At 63.0% G+C, this 13,732-nt stretch carries 14 protein-coding genes; 11 read left to right on the top strand and 3 right to left on the bottom strand.

Features of this window, described 5'->3' with window-relative positions; translation table 11 throughout:
* Positions 1–106 precede the first annotated feature (106 nt).
* Complete coding sequence (locus tag ACQZ5H_RS12090; protein ID WP_449097826.1) at positions 107–346, top strand: hypothetical protein; 240 nt, start codon at positions 107–109, stop codon at positions 344–346.
* Here the strand turns inward: ACQZ5H_RS12090 and hemN are convergent, their stop codons facing one another.
* The gene (hemN, locus tag ACQZ5H_RS12095; protein WP_449097827.1) at positions 347–1,699 is read right to left on the bottom strand and encodes an oxygen-independent coproporphyrinogen III oxidase; all 1,353 of its coding nucleotides are present in this window, start codon (positions 1,697–1,699) and stop codon (positions 347–349) included.
* A gap of 183 nt (positions 1,700–1,882) precedes the next feature.
* Here hemN and ACQZ5H_RS12100 point away from each other — a divergent pair, with 183 nt between their 5' ends.
* A complete protein-coding gene (locus ACQZ5H_RS12100; RefSeq protein ID WP_449097828.1) occupies positions 1,883–2,227 on the top strand; it encodes a hypothetical protein in 345 nt (114 codons plus the stop codon).
* Positions 2,228–2,269: 42 nt separating this feature from the next.
* Positions 2,270–2,830, top strand: coding sequence for a threonine transporter RhtB (locus ACQZ5H_RS12105; RefSeq protein WP_449097829.1), 561 nt, complete (start codon positions 2,270–2,272; stop codon positions 2,828–2,830).
* 1 nt (position 2,831) lies between these two features.
* Here the strand turns inward: ACQZ5H_RS12105 and ACQZ5H_RS12110 are convergent, their stop codons facing one another.
* Positions 2,832–3,911 carry a LacI family DNA-binding transcriptional regulator gene (locus tag ACQZ5H_RS12110; protein WP_449097830.1) on the bottom strand — a complete coding sequence of 360 codons (1,080 nt, stop codon included), beginning with the start codon at positions 3,909–3,911 and terminating at the stop codon, positions 2,832–2,834.
* Positions 3,912–4,081: 170 nt separating this feature from the next.
* Here ACQZ5H_RS12110 and ACQZ5H_RS12115 point away from each other — a divergent pair, with 170 nt between their 5' ends.
* From ACQZ5H_RS12115 to ACQZ5H_RS12130, 4 genes are all read left to right on the top strand, one after another.
* Positions 4,082–5,065 carry an ABC transporter substrate-binding protein gene (locus ACQZ5H_RS12115; RefSeq protein WP_199625364.1) on the top strand — a complete coding sequence of 328 codons (984 nt, stop codon included), beginning with the start codon at positions 4,082–4,084 and terminating at the stop codon, positions 5,063–5,065.
* 81 nt (positions 5,066–5,146) lie between these two features.
* The gene (locus ACQZ5H_RS12120; protein ID WP_449097831.1) at positions 5,147–6,640 is read left to right on the top strand and encodes a sugar ABC transporter ATP-binding protein; all 1,494 of its coding nucleotides are present in this window, start codon (positions 5,147–5,149) and stop codon (positions 6,638–6,640) included.
* 7 nt (positions 6,641–6,647) lie between these two features.
* On the top strand, positions 6,648–7,643 hold the full coding sequence (locus ACQZ5H_RS12125) for an ABC transporter permease (RefSeq protein WP_449097832.1): 996 nt from the start codon (positions 6,648–6,650) through the stop codon (positions 7,641–7,643).
* A gap of 10 nt (positions 7,644–7,653) precedes the next feature.
* Positions 7,654–8,637: an ABC transporter permease gene (locus tag ACQZ5H_RS12130; protein ID WP_449097833.1), complete on the top strand. Its 984-nt coding sequence runs from the start codon at positions 7,654–7,656 to the stop codon at positions 8,635–8,637.
* Here the strand turns inward: ACQZ5H_RS12130 and ACQZ5H_RS12135 are convergent.
* Complete coding sequence (locus ACQZ5H_RS12135; protein ID WP_449097834.1) at positions 8,634–9,359, bottom strand: SDR family oxidoreductase; 726 nt, start codon at positions 9,357–9,359, stop codon at positions 8,634–8,636. The two genes, ACQZ5H_RS12130 and ACQZ5H_RS12135, sit on opposite strands and share 4 nt — an antisense overlap.
* 236 nt (positions 9,360–9,595) lie before the next feature.
* Between ACQZ5H_RS12135 and ACQZ5H_RS12140 the strand changes: the two genes are divergently transcribed.
* The 4 genes from ACQZ5H_RS12140 to ACQZ5H_RS12155 all read left to right on the top strand — a co-directional run bounded on the left by ACQZ5H_RS12140 (position 9,596) and on the right by ACQZ5H_RS12155 (position 13,723).
* A complete protein-coding gene (locus ACQZ5H_RS12140) occupies positions 9,596–10,654 on the top strand; it encodes a LacI family DNA-binding transcriptional regulator (protein WP_449097835.1) in 1,059 nt (352 codons plus the stop codon).
* The gene (locus tag ACQZ5H_RS12145) at positions 10,651–11,955 is read left to right on the top strand and encodes an ABC transporter substrate-binding protein (RefSeq protein WP_449097836.1); all 1,305 of its coding nucleotides are present in this window, start codon (positions 10,651–10,653) and stop codon (positions 11,953–11,955) included. The genes ACQZ5H_RS12140 and ACQZ5H_RS12145 overlap by 4 nt, the downstream gene beginning before the upstream one ends.
* A gap of 92 nt (positions 11,956–12,047) precedes the next feature.
* The gene (locus ACQZ5H_RS12150) at positions 12,048–12,893 is read left to right on the top strand and encodes a carbohydrate ABC transporter permease (RefSeq protein ID WP_076845981.1); all 846 of its coding nucleotides are present in this window, start codon (positions 12,048–12,050) and stop codon (positions 12,891–12,893) included.
* A complete protein-coding gene (locus ACQZ5H_RS12155) occupies positions 12,890–13,723 on the top strand; it encodes a carbohydrate ABC transporter permease (RefSeq protein ID WP_449097837.1) in 834 nt (277 codons plus the stop codon). Before ACQZ5H_RS12150 ends, ACQZ5H_RS12155 begins: the two co-directional genes overlap by 4 nt.
* Positions 13,724–13,732 lie beyond the last annotated feature (9 nt).

Below are 13,732 nucleotides of genomic sequence, written 5' to 3' on the forward strand. Positions count from 1 at the left end.
GCCTGCAACAACGGCCGTTCACGGTCGAGATCAAGAAGAAGCGCCCGCTTGCAAAGCCGGCACCCGCCCTGCCCGTATCGAGCATCAAGCACGGGAAGCCCGCTTGATGGTCAGCCGCAGCCTACCGCACGAATATTTCGTTCTAACGCCTGCGGAGAAGACCGGGCCTGTTATCGGCCATCTCGACGGCCGGCCGATCGCTGCGGCGGTCATCGACAGCGATGGCGGGCGCTACCGTTTCGTCGGCGTCGCCGCCCGCGATCACCGCGGCCGGCTCGACGTGACGGCGCTAAAGCCGGGCGAATGGATCGTCGCTCCCGATCTCGTCTATGCCGAAGCGGCCTAGCTACGCCGCCTTGCTATGCGTGCGGCCGGGCGCGCCGAAATAGGCATCGAAGGCGGATGCCACGGCGCGTACCATGAAGCGGGCGTCCCCGGAAACGGAGAGGCGCCCGTCCGACAAGCTCGCGACGCCATCTCGGAGCAATTGCTCCAGCCGCTCGTTGCGCTCGGTCAGGAAAGCGTGGTCATAGCCGGCCGTTTCGCAGAGACCGGCGATATCGACCTGGAAATCGCACATCAGCCGCTCGATCACCTTTGCGCGCAGCTTGTCTTCATCGCTCAGCCGATAACCCTTGGCGGTCGGCAGGATGCCGGAAGCGATGCGCTCGCCATAGCGGCCAAGCGGCACCTCGTTCTGCACATAGCCGCCGGGAAGCCGCCCGATCGATGAGGCGCCGAGACCGATCAAGGTCTCGCAGTCGTCGGTCGTATAACCCTGAAAATTGCGGCGCAACGTTCCCGATGCAACAGCGACGGCCAATTGGTCGTGCGGCAGGGCGAAGTGATCGAGGCCGATCTGGACATAGCCGGCCTCAACCAGCGCCTCGGCGATCGCTTCCGCCTGGGCGTTGCGCTGCGGCGCATCCGGCAGCACCGCCTCGTCGATCAGCCGCTGATGCTTCTTGAACGACGGCACGTGCGCATAGCCGAATACCGCGAGGCGCTCGGGGCGGAGTTCGACAGCCATCTTCACCGTCTCAAGACAGGAAGCGACCGTCTGATGCGGCAGCCCGTAGATCAGGTCGAAATTGATGCTCTCGGTCCCGTTTGCACGCAGGCCCTCGACGGCCACCCTGGTCTGCTCGAAGGTCTGGACGCGGTTGATCGCGTGCTGCACCGCCGGATCGAAACTTTGGACGCCGAGGCTAGCGCGGTCGACGCCGTTTTCGCCGAGCGCGGCGATCATCTGCGAGGTGAGCGTCCGCGGATCGATCTCGATGGCGACGCTACTTCCCGCCTCGAAGCGGAAGGCGCTGCGCAGCTTCTTCATCAACGCCGCGAAGGCATCCGGACGGATGATCGTCGGTGTGCCGCCACCGAAATGAACGTTCTTGACCCCAAGCCCGTTACCGGCCGCCTCCGACACCAGCTCGATCTCCTCGGCGAGAATGTCGAGATAGTCAGCCACCGGGGCGTCCTGGCGGGTCACCGACGTATGGCAACCGCAATACCAGCACATCGCCCGGCAGAACGGGATGTGCAGGTAAAGCGACACGGAATCCGATGGGCTGAGCGCCGCCAGTCCCGCCGCGTAATCCTCTGGTCCGACAGCGGCTGAAAAGGCGGGCGCGGTCGGGTAGCTGGTGTAGCGCGGCAGGCGCGCTTCGCCATATTTGGCGACAAGGGCGTTGGACATCGTGGCTTCCTTCACAAGCAATCCCGCCCTTATGGCGCCCCGGCGAAGGCATCTCCTTGTTCTAGATCAATGAACCGGCCGCCATACAGCGAGCCCGCGACTTTGACGCAGATCAAAGCGCGTGGCCGCCCGCGCGATAGCATTGCCGCGTTGCGGACCGGTGCGCGAAGGAGAGACCGTTCAATGCGATACGCCATCATCGCCGCCCGGTTCGACGAGCGGGCAAAGTCCGGACGCATCGAGCTTCACGACGGCGCGCAGGCGAGAACGGTTATCGTCACCCGCCGCGCGCTTCTCAGCATCGCCTCGCCGCCGCGGGCGAACGAGGCCCGATTGCTCCAGAACCTCGATGCCTTCTGCGAGATCGCCCTGGGCCCGGAAATAGCGCCCGACAAGAAGGGCGAGGTCACCATCACCGCCAAGCACGTCAGGACATGGCGGGGCACACCGGTTGACGAGCCCGTCTGGAGCTGGCGCGAAAGCCAGCCACCCTCGGCGGATCGAAGCGCTTTGCCGCAATTACTATAAAGACGCTGGCGCAGGCTGCGGGCCTGAAGGATACTGCCGAAGATGACCTTGCTGACCTTCTCTCTCGGCGTTCTCGCGCTGCTGATCATGCCCGGCCCGACCAACGCGGTCCTCGCCATGGCGTCGGCAGGCATCACCGCGACCCGTGTGGTGTCGCTGCTTGGCGCCGTGCTCGCGGCCTATCTGATCGTCATCATTCCGGTCTCGGGGATTGCCGGACCCTACCTGCAGGCGCATCCCGTCGTCGCCCAGAGCGTTCGCATCGTCTCGGCGATCTGGGTGCTGTCACTGGCGCTGAAACTGTCGAAAGCCGATCCCGACGCCGGCGCCACTACAATCGTGCCGCGGCATCTCTTCGTCACGACGCTCCTGAACCCCAAGGCGATCATCATCGGCCTGACGATGGTGCCCGCCGTTCAGGCGCCGCTTGCGCTCGCGATCCTGAGCTTTGCCGCCTGTGTCACACTCACATCGGCAATCTGGATCGGGCTCGGGCGGCTAATTACCGGAAACGGCAGCGGCATGCCCCTCTTGGCACAGCGTTGCGGCTCGGCCGTCCTGATGGCCTTTTCGATCACGCTTGCGGTCAGCGCCGTCACCTGACCTACGATTTCTTCTTGGCCGTCGAAGTCCGAACGACCAACGGACCGTCGACCTTGATCGTCATCGGCCGCAGCGACTTTTCGTGCACGGCCATGTCGATCAGCGTCTCGGCCGCCTTCTGGCCCATTTCATAGTTGGGCAGCACGAGCGTCGAGAGCGGCGGATGGGTGTAGCGCGCCAGCTCCTGGTCGTCATAGCCCATGACCGAAAGGTCCTCCGGCACGCGAAAACCCTTCTCGGCCGCCGCCTCCATCACGCCGATCGCCATCAGATCGTTGCCGCAGAAGATCGCCGTCGGCGGGTTCGGCATGGAGAGGAGATCGAGGCCGGCCTCGTAGCCGCGCAGCGGCAACCAGTCGCCATCGCGCACCAGCGTCTCGTCGAAAGCGACATCGACCGTGGCGAGCGCCTGCTTGTATCCCTTGAGGCGATCCACCGCGGCATCCATCCACGGTTCGCCATTGATGAAACCGATGCGCCGGTGGCCGAGCGAGGTGAGATGCGCCGTGGCGGCAAAGCCGCCCGCCACTTCGCCTGGCACGATCGCCATATGCTGTCGCGGCTCGGCATAGCAGTTGAGCAGCACAGTCGGAATGTTCTTGAGCAGGTCCGGCACCTTCACCTTGCGGGTGAAGATCGTCGCGTAGATGACGCCGACGATCGTGGGGTCTCGCAGGATCGAACGCAGCACCGCATCTTCGAGATCAGGGTTGGAGCGCGTCGCATGCGCCGACGTCAGGAAACCCTGCTCGAAGGCATAGTCGCGCACGCCGTCGAGGCTGACAACAGGATGCGGGCTGGTAGAAATTTCGTCAACGACGAAGGCAATCGTATCCTTCTCGATTCGGGTATCCGGTTGAGCTTCATGACGGACACCAGGTAATTTATAACCAATTTTATGAGCAGCCTCCAAAACCTTGGCCTGGGTCTCCGGAGAGATGCGCGATCCCGACATTTCATTGAGCACGAGCGACACGCTGGACTGTGAAACACCCGCAATACGGGCAACATCGGTCATTGTAGGCCGTCCAGCCTCACCGCGGCGCCCTGATTCCCCGCCGCGGCCATTCTTCTTCGCCATCCAAATATCCTCCCGATGATTTGCTGCAGCGCAAACCAAAATTTGTGCAATAGCTCATAAAATGACGCTTGACTTGCTAATATTATTAGCTGCAAGATTAGCTCATGTGAAGCAGTTATTGCTCACTGCCGGTTGGGAAGATACCGGAAAATTCGGGAGGAGAAACTGAGATGTCCGCATTCTCACGTCGCACATTCATGCTCGCTGCAACCGCACTCGGCGCGGTCGCCGTTGCCGGCAGCGTTGCCATGGCAGAAGTCCCTGCGCTGAAGCACAAGGACAAGTACAAGGTCGGCTTCGCGCAGACCGAATCCAACAATCCGTGGCGTATCGCCCAGACCGAAAGCATGAAGGCGGAAGCTGCAAAGCTCGGCTATCAGCTGGTCTATACCGATGCCGCGGGTTCCGCTGCAAAGCAGGTCGCGGACGTCAACTCGATGATCGCCCAGGGCGTCGACCTGATCTTCCTGTCGCCGCGCGAGGAAAAGCCGCTCATCCCGGCTGTCAAGGCCGCTGAAAAGGCCGGCATTCCCGTTATCCTGCTCGACCGCAGCGTCGATCCGAAGCTCGCAAAGCCCGGCAAGGACTACCTGACCTTCATCGGCTCCGACTTCATCAAGGAAGGCCAGCGCGTTGCCGAATGGCTGGCGAAGAACGCGAACGGCAAGAAGAAGATCATCGAACTCGAAGGCACGACCGGCTCCTCGCCGGCCAACGACCGCAAGAAGGGCTTCGATGACGCGATCAAGGCCGCCGGCGGCTTCGAGATCGTCGCTTCGCAGTCCGGCGACTTCGCCCGCGACAAGGGCCGCCAGGTTGCTGAAGCCCTGCTTCAGGCACATCCGGATGCCGATATCATCTACGCGCACAATGACGAAATGGCGATCGGCGCTATCTCGGCCATCGAAGCAGCCGGCAAGGTGCCCGGCAAGGACATCCTTGTCCTGTCGATCGACGGCGGCAAGGAAGCCGTCGGCCTCGTTGCAGATGGCAAGATCGGCGCTGTCGTAGAGTGCAACCCGCGTTTCGGGCCGAAGGCTTTCGAAACGATGGCGCGCTACGCCAAGGGCGAAAAGATCGAGCCGTGGGTCATCAACGAAGACAAGTTCTATGATGCATCCAATGCCAAGGCCGAGCTCTCCAGCGCATACTAAGCTCCCAAAGTGACCGCTCCGGCCGGTTCGGCAAATGCCGTTCCGGCCGGCTTTTCTTCTATAGATAATGGAGTGGTCGACATGCTTCTGTCGATGCAGGGTATCTCCAAGTCCTTTGCGGGGATTGCTGCGCTCCGCTCGGCTTCCCTCGATATTGCCGAGGGCGAGATCATGGCGCTCGTCGGCCAGAACGGCGCGGGAAAATCGACGCTGATCAAGATCCTCACCGGCGCCTACCAGCGCGACGAGGGATCGATCCGCTTCAATGGTGAGGACGTCGCCTTCTCCACGCCGGCCGAAAGCCAGGCCGCCGGGATCGCGACGATCTACCAGGAAATCAATCTGGCGCCACAGCGCTCGGTCGCCGAGAACATCTATCTGTCGCGCGAGCCGAAGAAATTCGGGTTCCTCGACCGCCGCGCCATGCGCGAAGGCGCCCGCAAGGTGCTCGCCACCTTCAATCTCGACATCGACGTCGATCTTCCGGTTTCCCGCTTCAGCGCCGCGACGCGCCAGATGGTCTCGATCGCCCGCGCCGTCACCCAGAACGCGCGGCTGCTGATCATGGACGAGCCGACCTCTTCGCTCGACGAGCGCGAAGTCGCCGTGCTTTTCGAGACGATCCGCACGCTTCAGAAAAGCGGCGTCGCGGTGATCTTCATCGGTCACCGCCTCGACGAGCTCTATGCCATCTGTGACCGCGTCACCATCATGCGTGACGGGCAGACGGTCGCCGTCAGCGCCATGAAGGACATCCCGAAGATGGAACTCGTGCGCCACATGCTCGGCCGCGAGCTTGCCGCCTTCGAGGCGCTGAGCCGCGATGCCGACAACGCGATCGAGCGCCCGGTTCGCCTCGAGCTCGAGGGCGCCGGCTCCGGCCTGCGTGTGCGCGATGTTGATCTGCTGATCCGCGAAGGCGAGATTTCGGGGCTTGCCGGCCTTCTCGGCTCCGGCCGCACGGAAACGGCGCGCATCATCTTCGGCGTCGACAAGCTGGAGCGCGGCAGCCTGCGCTTCGGCGGCACCGAGCGCAACTATGCCGAACCGGCCGCGGCGATCGCCGATGGCATCGGCCTCGTCTCCGAGGACCGCAAGGTGGACGGCATCGTGCCCGACATGAGCATCCGCGAGAACATGACGCTGGCGCTGTTGCCGAAGCTGAAGAAGGCGGGCATCGTCGATCGCGCCCGCCAGGACGAGATCGTCGCGCGCTTCATCAAGTCGCTCGGCGTCAAATGCGCCTCGCCGGATCAGCCGATCAAGGAACTGTCGGGCGGCAACCAGCAGAAGGTGCTGCTGGCCCGCTGGCTCTGTACCGATCCGCGCGTGCTGATCGTCGATGAGCCGACCCGCGGCATCGATATCGGCGCCAAGTCCGAAATCCTGCGCCTGCTGCGCAACCTCGCGGACGACGGCCTCAGCGTATTGATGATTTCGTCAGAGCTGGAGGAGCTGCTTGCCGCGGCCGACCGTGTGACCGTGTTGAGCGATGGAGCATCGGTGGCGGTCCTTCCGCGCCAGGAGCTTTCCGAACAGAGCCTTCTCGCCGCGATGGCGCATCAGGTAGATTGATATGACGATGACGGACACTTCCCTCAAAGCCGCCGCGCCACCCCGGCCTTCCGCCCTGCAGATCGCCAGCCGCTACGGCACGTTCGCGGCCTTCCTGCTGCTGATCGTCGTCAACATCGCGATCACCCCGAACTTCCTCTCGTGGCAGACGCTGAACGTCAACCTGACCCAGGTCGCCACCATCGTCATCGTCGCGACCGGCATGACGCTGGTGATCGCGACCGGCGGCATCGATCTCTCGGTCGGCTCGCTGATGGCAATATCGGGCGCCGTCGCGCCGATGATCTTTCTCGGCACGCTCGTGCCGATCGACAATGCGGCGCTCGCCGTCGGCCTCGCCTTCGTGCTGCCGGTGATCGTCGCCATGCTCTTCGGCTGGTTCAACGGCTTTCTCGTCACGCATTTCTCGATCCAGCCGATCGTCGCGACACTGGTGCTGTTCATCGCCGGGCGCGGCATCGCCCAGGTGATGACCAACGGCAATCTGCAGGTCTTCAAGAACCCGGCCTTCCAGTGGATCGCCATGGGCAATGTCGCGGGCATCCCGGCCCAGGTGCTGCTGATGGTCGTCATCGCCGCACTTGCCTATTGTCTGATCCGCTTCACCGTCATCGGCCGCCAGATCATCGCCGTTGGCGGTAACGAGAAGGCGGCGCGCCTGACCGGCATTCCGGTGAAGCGGGTGAAGACGCTGGTTTATGTGATCAGCGGTGCACTGGCCGGTATTGCCGGGCTGGTGGTCGTGGCGCGAAATTCCGCGAGCGACGCCAATCTCGTCGGCATGGGCATGGAGCTCGATGCGATCGCCGCGGTTGCCGTCGGCGGTTCGCTGCTGACGGGTGGACGCGCCAATATCTTCGGCACGCTTCTCGGCGCCTTCGTCATCCAGCTGGTGCGCTACACGCTGCTTGCCAATGGCGTACCCGATGCCGCCGCCCTTGTCGTCAAGGCCGGCCTGATCGTCGTCGCTGTCTTCATCCAGCAGCGCGCCGACAAGACCTGAGGACAACAAGATGCTTTCCGCTCTCATCAAACCCTTCGCTCCGAAATCCTCAGGCGATCTTGCGCGTCTCGGCGTACTCATCGCGCTCGCGGCACTGATCCTGTTCGGCGCGCTTCGCTATGAAAACTTCCTGTCGCCGTTCAACATCCTGAGCTTTCTGCGCTACAATTCGATGTTCGCGCTGATCGCCCTCGGTATGGCTTTCGTGATCATGACCGGCGGCATCGATCTTTCGGTCGGTGGCGTTGCGGCACTTGCAAGCGTCGTATCGGCGCTGGCATCGCCCTATGGATGGGCGGCAGGGCTTGCCGCCGGCATTGGAGCAGGTCTCGTCGTCGGCATGCTCAACGGCTTCGTCATTTCCAAGATGCGGATCCAGCCCTTTATCGCGACGCTCGCCGCGATGCTCGCGGCCTACGGCACAGCGCTGCTCCTCGCCGACAATCAATCCGTTTCGGTCGATTACGACACCGCCTTCGTCTCGATCGGCCAGGATGATTTCCTCGGCTTCCCGATCCCGGGCTGGATCGCGCTGGCGGCCTATGTCGCCGGCTGGATCTTCCTCGAGCGCCGCCCCTCCGGCCGCCATATCCTGGCGATCGGCGACGGTGAACAGACCGCGGCGCTGATGGGCCTGAAGGTCAACCGCACGCTCTTTGCGATCTACGCGCTCTCAGGGGCGCTCGCGGGCCTTGCCGGCGTCATCCTCGCCGCGCAGTTCGGCGCGGGGCAGCCGACGGAAGGTGTCGGCTGGGAGCTCTTTGCGATCGCCTCCGTCGTCGTCGGCGGCACGCTTTTGACCGGCGGTTCCGGATCGGTCGGCGCGACACTCGCCGGCGCGCTGCTGCTCGGCATGGTCTTCAACGTGCTGAACTTCGAAAACGGGCTCGGTTGGATTTCGCTGTCGGCCTATTGGCAATCAGTGATCCGCGGCGCCTTCCTGCTCGTCGTCGTCATCCTGCAGGCAAGGCTGACCGCGAAGTCAGCCGCCTAGGAGACTGAAAGGCCACCATCAACCGGCAGCGAAACGCCGTTGACCATCGCGGCGCCGTCGCTCAGCAGGAAGAGGATCGCTTCGGCCACCTCGTCCGGATCAAGGAAACGGCCGAGCGGGATGCGCGCCTTGACCGGATCGGCCTTCGCCGGGTCGCTCCATGCGAGTTCGCCCATCGGCGTCAGCGTCACGGTCGGGTTGACGCTGTTGACGCGGATGCCCGATGACCCAAGCTCGGCCGCCATTACCCTGGTCATCGCATCGAGCGCCGCCTTCGAGGCGCAATAGGCCGTGTGATTGACGACGCCGCGCCGGGCCGCATCGCTCGACACATTGACGATCGCCCCCTTGATGCCGCGCGCCAGCCAGTCCTTCACGACGATCTGCGACAGAACCATCGGCGCCACGGTGTTGACACCGAGCACCCGGTTGAACTCCGAGAGATCGCTGTCGACGAAACTCTGCAATGTCGTCGTTCCCGCACAATTGACGAGCAGGTCGATGGGAAGAGCAGGCTTCACCGCTGCCTCGATCTGATCGATCGCCCCGAGATCGGCGCAGATCGTCTCGCAGCCGGTTTCCGACTTGAGGGAAGCGAGATCATCCGCACTGCGGCTGAGCGCCACGACCCGCGCCCCGCGTGATGCCAGCATCACGGCGGTTGCCCGCCCGATCCCCTTGCCTGCTCCCGTCACCAGAACGCGCCGTCCACTCCAGTTCATGCCCTTCCTCCGGATCATTTTCGATCGGGATCATGAAGGCTTGGGAAAGCGAAATCCACCTCATTCGCGCTTTCGCCGCAGAGAATTGCGTTGCCCGATCAACCGTTTCCGGCGGGACGCGCAGGCACGGATTTGGTTTTGCCAAACCGCCTCGCTGGGGATCATCCAAATATTGCTATTGACTAATTGATACGTAGCAATAATTTGTTGCTACGTATCAATTAGGGTTTTCTTGCGTGAGCGGGCGACGAATTACGCAGAAGGAAGTTGCAGAAAGAGCCGGCGTTGCGCAGGCCACGGTGTCGCTCGTCCTGAATGGCGGACGCGACAGGGTGACCCCCGAAACGGCCGAGCGCATCGAAGCGGCGATCTCCGAGCTCGGCTACCAGCCGAACCGCTTCGCGCAGGCACTGCGCACCAAGCGCACCTATGTCATTGCCTGCGTCGTTCCCGATCTTGCCAACCCCTTCTACCCCTCTCTGGTCGTTGCCGTGCAGAAGGTGGCGCGCGCCGCCGGCTACGAAGTCGTGACGATCGATACCGAAGGCGAGCTTGCCAACGAGCGCCAGGTCATTCTCGCCGCGCAGCAGGGCCGCTTCGACGGCGTCGTCGGCGTTTTCTTCAAGACCAGCGCGCGCGATCTGGCGCCGCTCGGCAAGAGCGGCGTTCCCGTCGTGCGCATCGAGGTCAGCCGCAAGACGGGCGGGCCGCTGCCGATCGACAATCTCTTCATCGACAATGTCGCCGCCGCCCGGGCGCTGACGCTTCACCTTCTGGAACTCGGCCACCGCTCGATCGCCATGATCGCAGCACCCGGCGGACCGCAGCAGGTGCGTCTGCAGGGCTATCTCGAGGCGATGGCGACGATAGGCGCTGAGCCGATCGTGCTCGAAGCGGCGCATTTCACCCTGGAGGCCGGGCGAGAAGTGGCCGACAAGCTGATCGAAAGCGGCCGCTCGGTTACCGCCGTCATTGCCGCAAACGACCTGATGGCGATCGGCGTCATGCAGGGTCTCTCGGCGAAGGGACTGTCGGTGCCCGGTGATGTCTCGGTTGCCGGCTTCGACGACATCCTGGCGGCAGCGCTCGTGACCCCGCCGCTGACGACCGTTGCGCAATTTCAGGACCGGATCGGCGCCCGCGCCGCTGAAAAGCTCGTCGAGCGCCTGGGAGGCGATGCCTCCGCACCGGGCGAGGCGGAGGAAATGGCATACGAAATCATCATCCGCGCTTCGGTCGCCCCGTTTTCGGCGCGGCCGGACCAAACGCATCCAGTAAGGGAGGAAATATCATGACCAGGCTGAAGCTCTTAGCCGCAACCGCATTGATCGCCAGCACCGCACAGATGGCCGCCGCCCAGGAGAAGGTCTCCTGGTGGTACGAGCAGGCGACGCCCGACCAGCAGAAGCTGATCCAGCAGAACATCGTCGAGCCCTTCGCCAAGGCGAACCCGGATTACAGCCTCGTCATCGATTACCGTGGCAACGAGCTCGACAAGCAGCTGCGCGTCGCGATGCTCTCCGGCAACGGCCCCGACGTCGTCTATACTGCCGGCCCGAGCTATGTCGCGCCGATGGCCCAGTCCGGCCAGCTGATGCCGCTCAACGACTATGCCGCCAAGTACAAGTGGGAAGACCGCATCCTGCCGGTATTCCTGAAGATGGGCGAGTATAACGGCAAGATCTATGCGCTGCCCAAGACCTACGAAACCGTCGGCCTGTTCTACAACAAGACGCTGTTTGCGCAGAAGAACTGGCAGCCGCCGAAGACGCTGGATGAGCTGGAAACCGTGGCAGACGCCATGCTGAAGGACGGCATCACGCCGTTTGCGGCCGGCAACGCCGACTGGCGCGGCGCAAACGAGTGGTTCGTGACGCTGGCGCTCAACTCCGTCGCTGGCCCCGAGAACCTCAACAAGGCGCTCCGCGGCGAGATGCCCTGGACGGCGGAACCCTTCGTCAAATCGATCGACCGGCTGAACTCCTGGTGGCAGAAGGGCTATTTCGGCAAGAACTACTTCTCGATCGCCAGCGGCGAGCAGGCCGCCGATGCCATGGCATCCGGCAAGGCAGGCATGATGCCGACAGGCACCTGGCAGTTCCAGAACGTCGATACCTACGGCAAGAAGGCAGGCAGCGAGGCGGGATTCGTCGGCTTCCCGAGCGCTTCGGGCGACCCGGTCTTCCCGCTCGGCATCGGCTCGACCTTCTCGATCGCCACCAAGGCGAAGAACCCGGATGGCGCCGCAGCAGCGATCAACTACGTCTTCTCGCCCGAAGTCTACGGCACGATGAATTCGGCCTGGCAGGGCGAGTGGAACATCCCGCTGAAGGATATCTCCAACGTCAAGATGGCAAGCGAAGTGACGCCGCTCTTCACCGAGACGATGAAGACCCTCTCCTCCGAGGTCAACGACGGAAAATACGGCTACACGACCTGGACCTTCCTGCCGCCGGCGACCGACAGCTATGTCATCAACGGCATCGAGGAAGTGTGGTTGAAGAAGACGACCACCGCAGACTTCCTCGCCAAGATGGACGCATCCTTCCAGAAGGAAATGAAGGCCGGAAAGGCGCCCGCCGTCCCGGCCCGCTGATCGCAACGACCGTGAGGGTGCGGTTCGCGCGCCCTCACCTCCCGCTCGCGCCATCTGGCGCCAGGCGGCCCGATTGCCTCGAAAGGTAGATAATGCACCGACTTTACGTCTTGCCGACATTGATCATCAATGTCGTCATCATCGCCATTCCGGCGCTGCTGACGGTGGCTCTCGCCTTCTTTGAGTGGGACGGGATCAGTACGCCAGTTTTCGTCGGGCTCGACAATTTCCGTGCCCTTTGGGACGACAGCGTCTTCTGGACGGCGCTGACCAACAACATCGTCTGGACGCTGATCTTCCTGACGGTGCCGATCGCCATGGGTCTGCTTGCGGCAACTATGATGCTTGTCGTGCGCCGCGGCTCGAACTTCTTCCAGGTCATCTATTTCCTGCCCGTCATCATCGCGACGGCGATCACCGGCCGCGTCTGGCAAGGCATGATCTATTCGCCGGTCACCGGCGTCACCGGCCTGCTTCAACGCCTCGGCCTCGATATTGCCAACCCGCTGACCGAAACGTCGAGCGCGCTCTACGGCATCGCCGTCGTCGACCTCTGGCATTGGTGGGGCTTCCTCTGCGTCATCTTCTTCGCCGCGCTGCGCCAGGTTCCGGCCGAGCAGATCGAGGCATCGCGCATCGAGGGTGCCACCTTCTTCCAGACGATCCGTTACGTGCTGCTGCCGGGCATCATGCCGACGATCACGCTGATGATGATCATGACCGTCATCTGGTCGTTCCTGGTCTTCGACTTCGTCTACATCCTGACGCAGGGCGGCCCGGCCTATTCCTCCGAGGTGCTCTCCACCTTCGCCTATCGCTCGGCCTTCTACGACCTCGCGGTCGGCAAGGCGGCAGCGATCTCCGTGGTCATCAGCCTCTTCGGCCTCGCCGCCACGATCTTCTATATCCGCGCCCAAGCGACGGAGTTCGAACAATGAACATTTCAGAAAGCCGCCTCACCTTCGCGATCGTCTACATCACGCTCTCGGTGTTGCTGATCATCACGCTGTTTCCGATTGCGCTGACGGTTCTCAACGCGTTGAAACCATCCGCGGAGATCGTCCAGAACCCGCTGGCAATGCCTTCCGTGATCCGCTGGGACAACTTCACCCGCGCCTGGACGGACGCCAATTTCGGCACGACGCTGGTCAACTCCGCGGTCCTGACCGGGCTGACGATCATTCTCGTCTGCTCGACGGGCTCGCTGACGGCCTATGTCCTGGCGCGCCAGAAGATCAAGCGCTGGAAGGTCCTGACCTTCTATCTGCTGGCCAGCACCACGGCGCCGATCCAGCTCTTCCTCTTTCCGCTCTATTTCGGCTTTGCCCGTTTCGGGCTGAGCAACAACCCGATCGCCGTCGCCTTCATCTATACGGCCGTCTATTCGCCCTTCGCGATCATGTTGCTGCGCACCTATTTCCTCGCAGTCCCCAAGGAACTCGAGGAAGCCGCGCTGATCGATGGCGCAACCCATTGGCAGGTCTTCCGCCGCGTCTTCCTGCCGATTGTCTCGCCCGGAATCCTGACTGTGGCGCTGATCATCGGCCTCTATTCGTGGAACGAGTTCCTGATCGCAACGACCTTCCTGCAGGAACAGGACAGGCTCACCGCCGTCGTCTCCTTCTTCCTGCTCTCCGGCCAATACTCGTCCGACTGGGGTGAGATCATGGCCGCCGCCCTCATCATCATTCTTCCCATCGTAATCCTCTTCGTCCTGCTGCAGCGCCACTTCATCGAAGGAATGGCCGGCGGCTCGGTGAAGGGCTGACAAGGAGTT

This window comes from Rhizobium sp. 21-4511-3d (assembly GCF_053522545.1).

Coding starts and splice junctions, on each gene's coding strand:
- ACQZ5H_RS12145 (WP_449097836.1), top strand. CDS start 10,651: ATGACCAGGCTGAAGCTCTTAGCCGCAACCGCATTGATCGCCAGCACC.
- ACQZ5H_RS12115 (WP_199625364.1), top strand. CDS start 4,082: ATGTCCGCATTCTCACGTCGCACATTCATGCTCGCTGCAACCGCACTC.
- ACQZ5H_RS12100 (WP_449097828.1), top strand. CDS start 1,883: ATGCGATACGCCATCATCGCCGCCCGGTTCGACGAGCGGGCAAAGTCC.
- ACQZ5H_RS12110 (WP_449097830.1), bottom strand. CDS start 3,911: ATGGCGAAGAAGAATGGCCGCGGCGGGGAATCAGGGCGCCGCGGTGAG.
- hemN (WP_449097827.1), bottom strand. CDS start 1,699: ATGTCCAACGCCCTTGTCGCCAAATATGGCGAAGCGCGCCTGCCGCGC.
- ACQZ5H_RS12130 (WP_449097833.1), top strand. CDS start 7,654: ATGCTTTCCGCTCTCATCAAACCCTTCGCTCCGAAATCCTCAGGCGAT.
- ACQZ5H_RS12135 (WP_449097834.1), bottom strand. CDS start 9,359: ATGAACTGGAGTGGACGGCGCGTTCTGGTGACGGGAGCAGGCAAGGGG.
- ACQZ5H_RS12120 (WP_449097831.1), top strand. CDS start 5,147: ATGCTTCTGTCGATGCAGGGTATCTCCAAGTCCTTTGCGGGGATTGCT.
- ACQZ5H_RS12090 (WP_449097826.1), top strand. CDS start 107: ATGGTCAGCCGCAGCCTACCGCACGAATATTTCGTTCTAACGCCTGCG.
- ACQZ5H_RS12105 (WP_449097829.1), top strand. CDS start 2,270: ATGACCTTGCTGACCTTCTCTCTCGGCGTTCTCGCGCTGCTGATCATG.
- ACQZ5H_RS12150 (WP_076845981.1), top strand. CDS start 12,048: ATGCACCGACTTTACGTCTTGCCGACATTGATCATCAATGTCGTCATC.
- ACQZ5H_RS12155 (WP_449097837.1), top strand. CDS start 12,890: ATGAACATTTCAGAAAGCCGCCTCACCTTCGCGATCGTCTACATCACG.
- ACQZ5H_RS12125 (WP_449097832.1), top strand. CDS start 6,648: ATGACGGACACTTCCCTCAAAGCCGCCGCGCCACCCCGGCCTTCCGCC.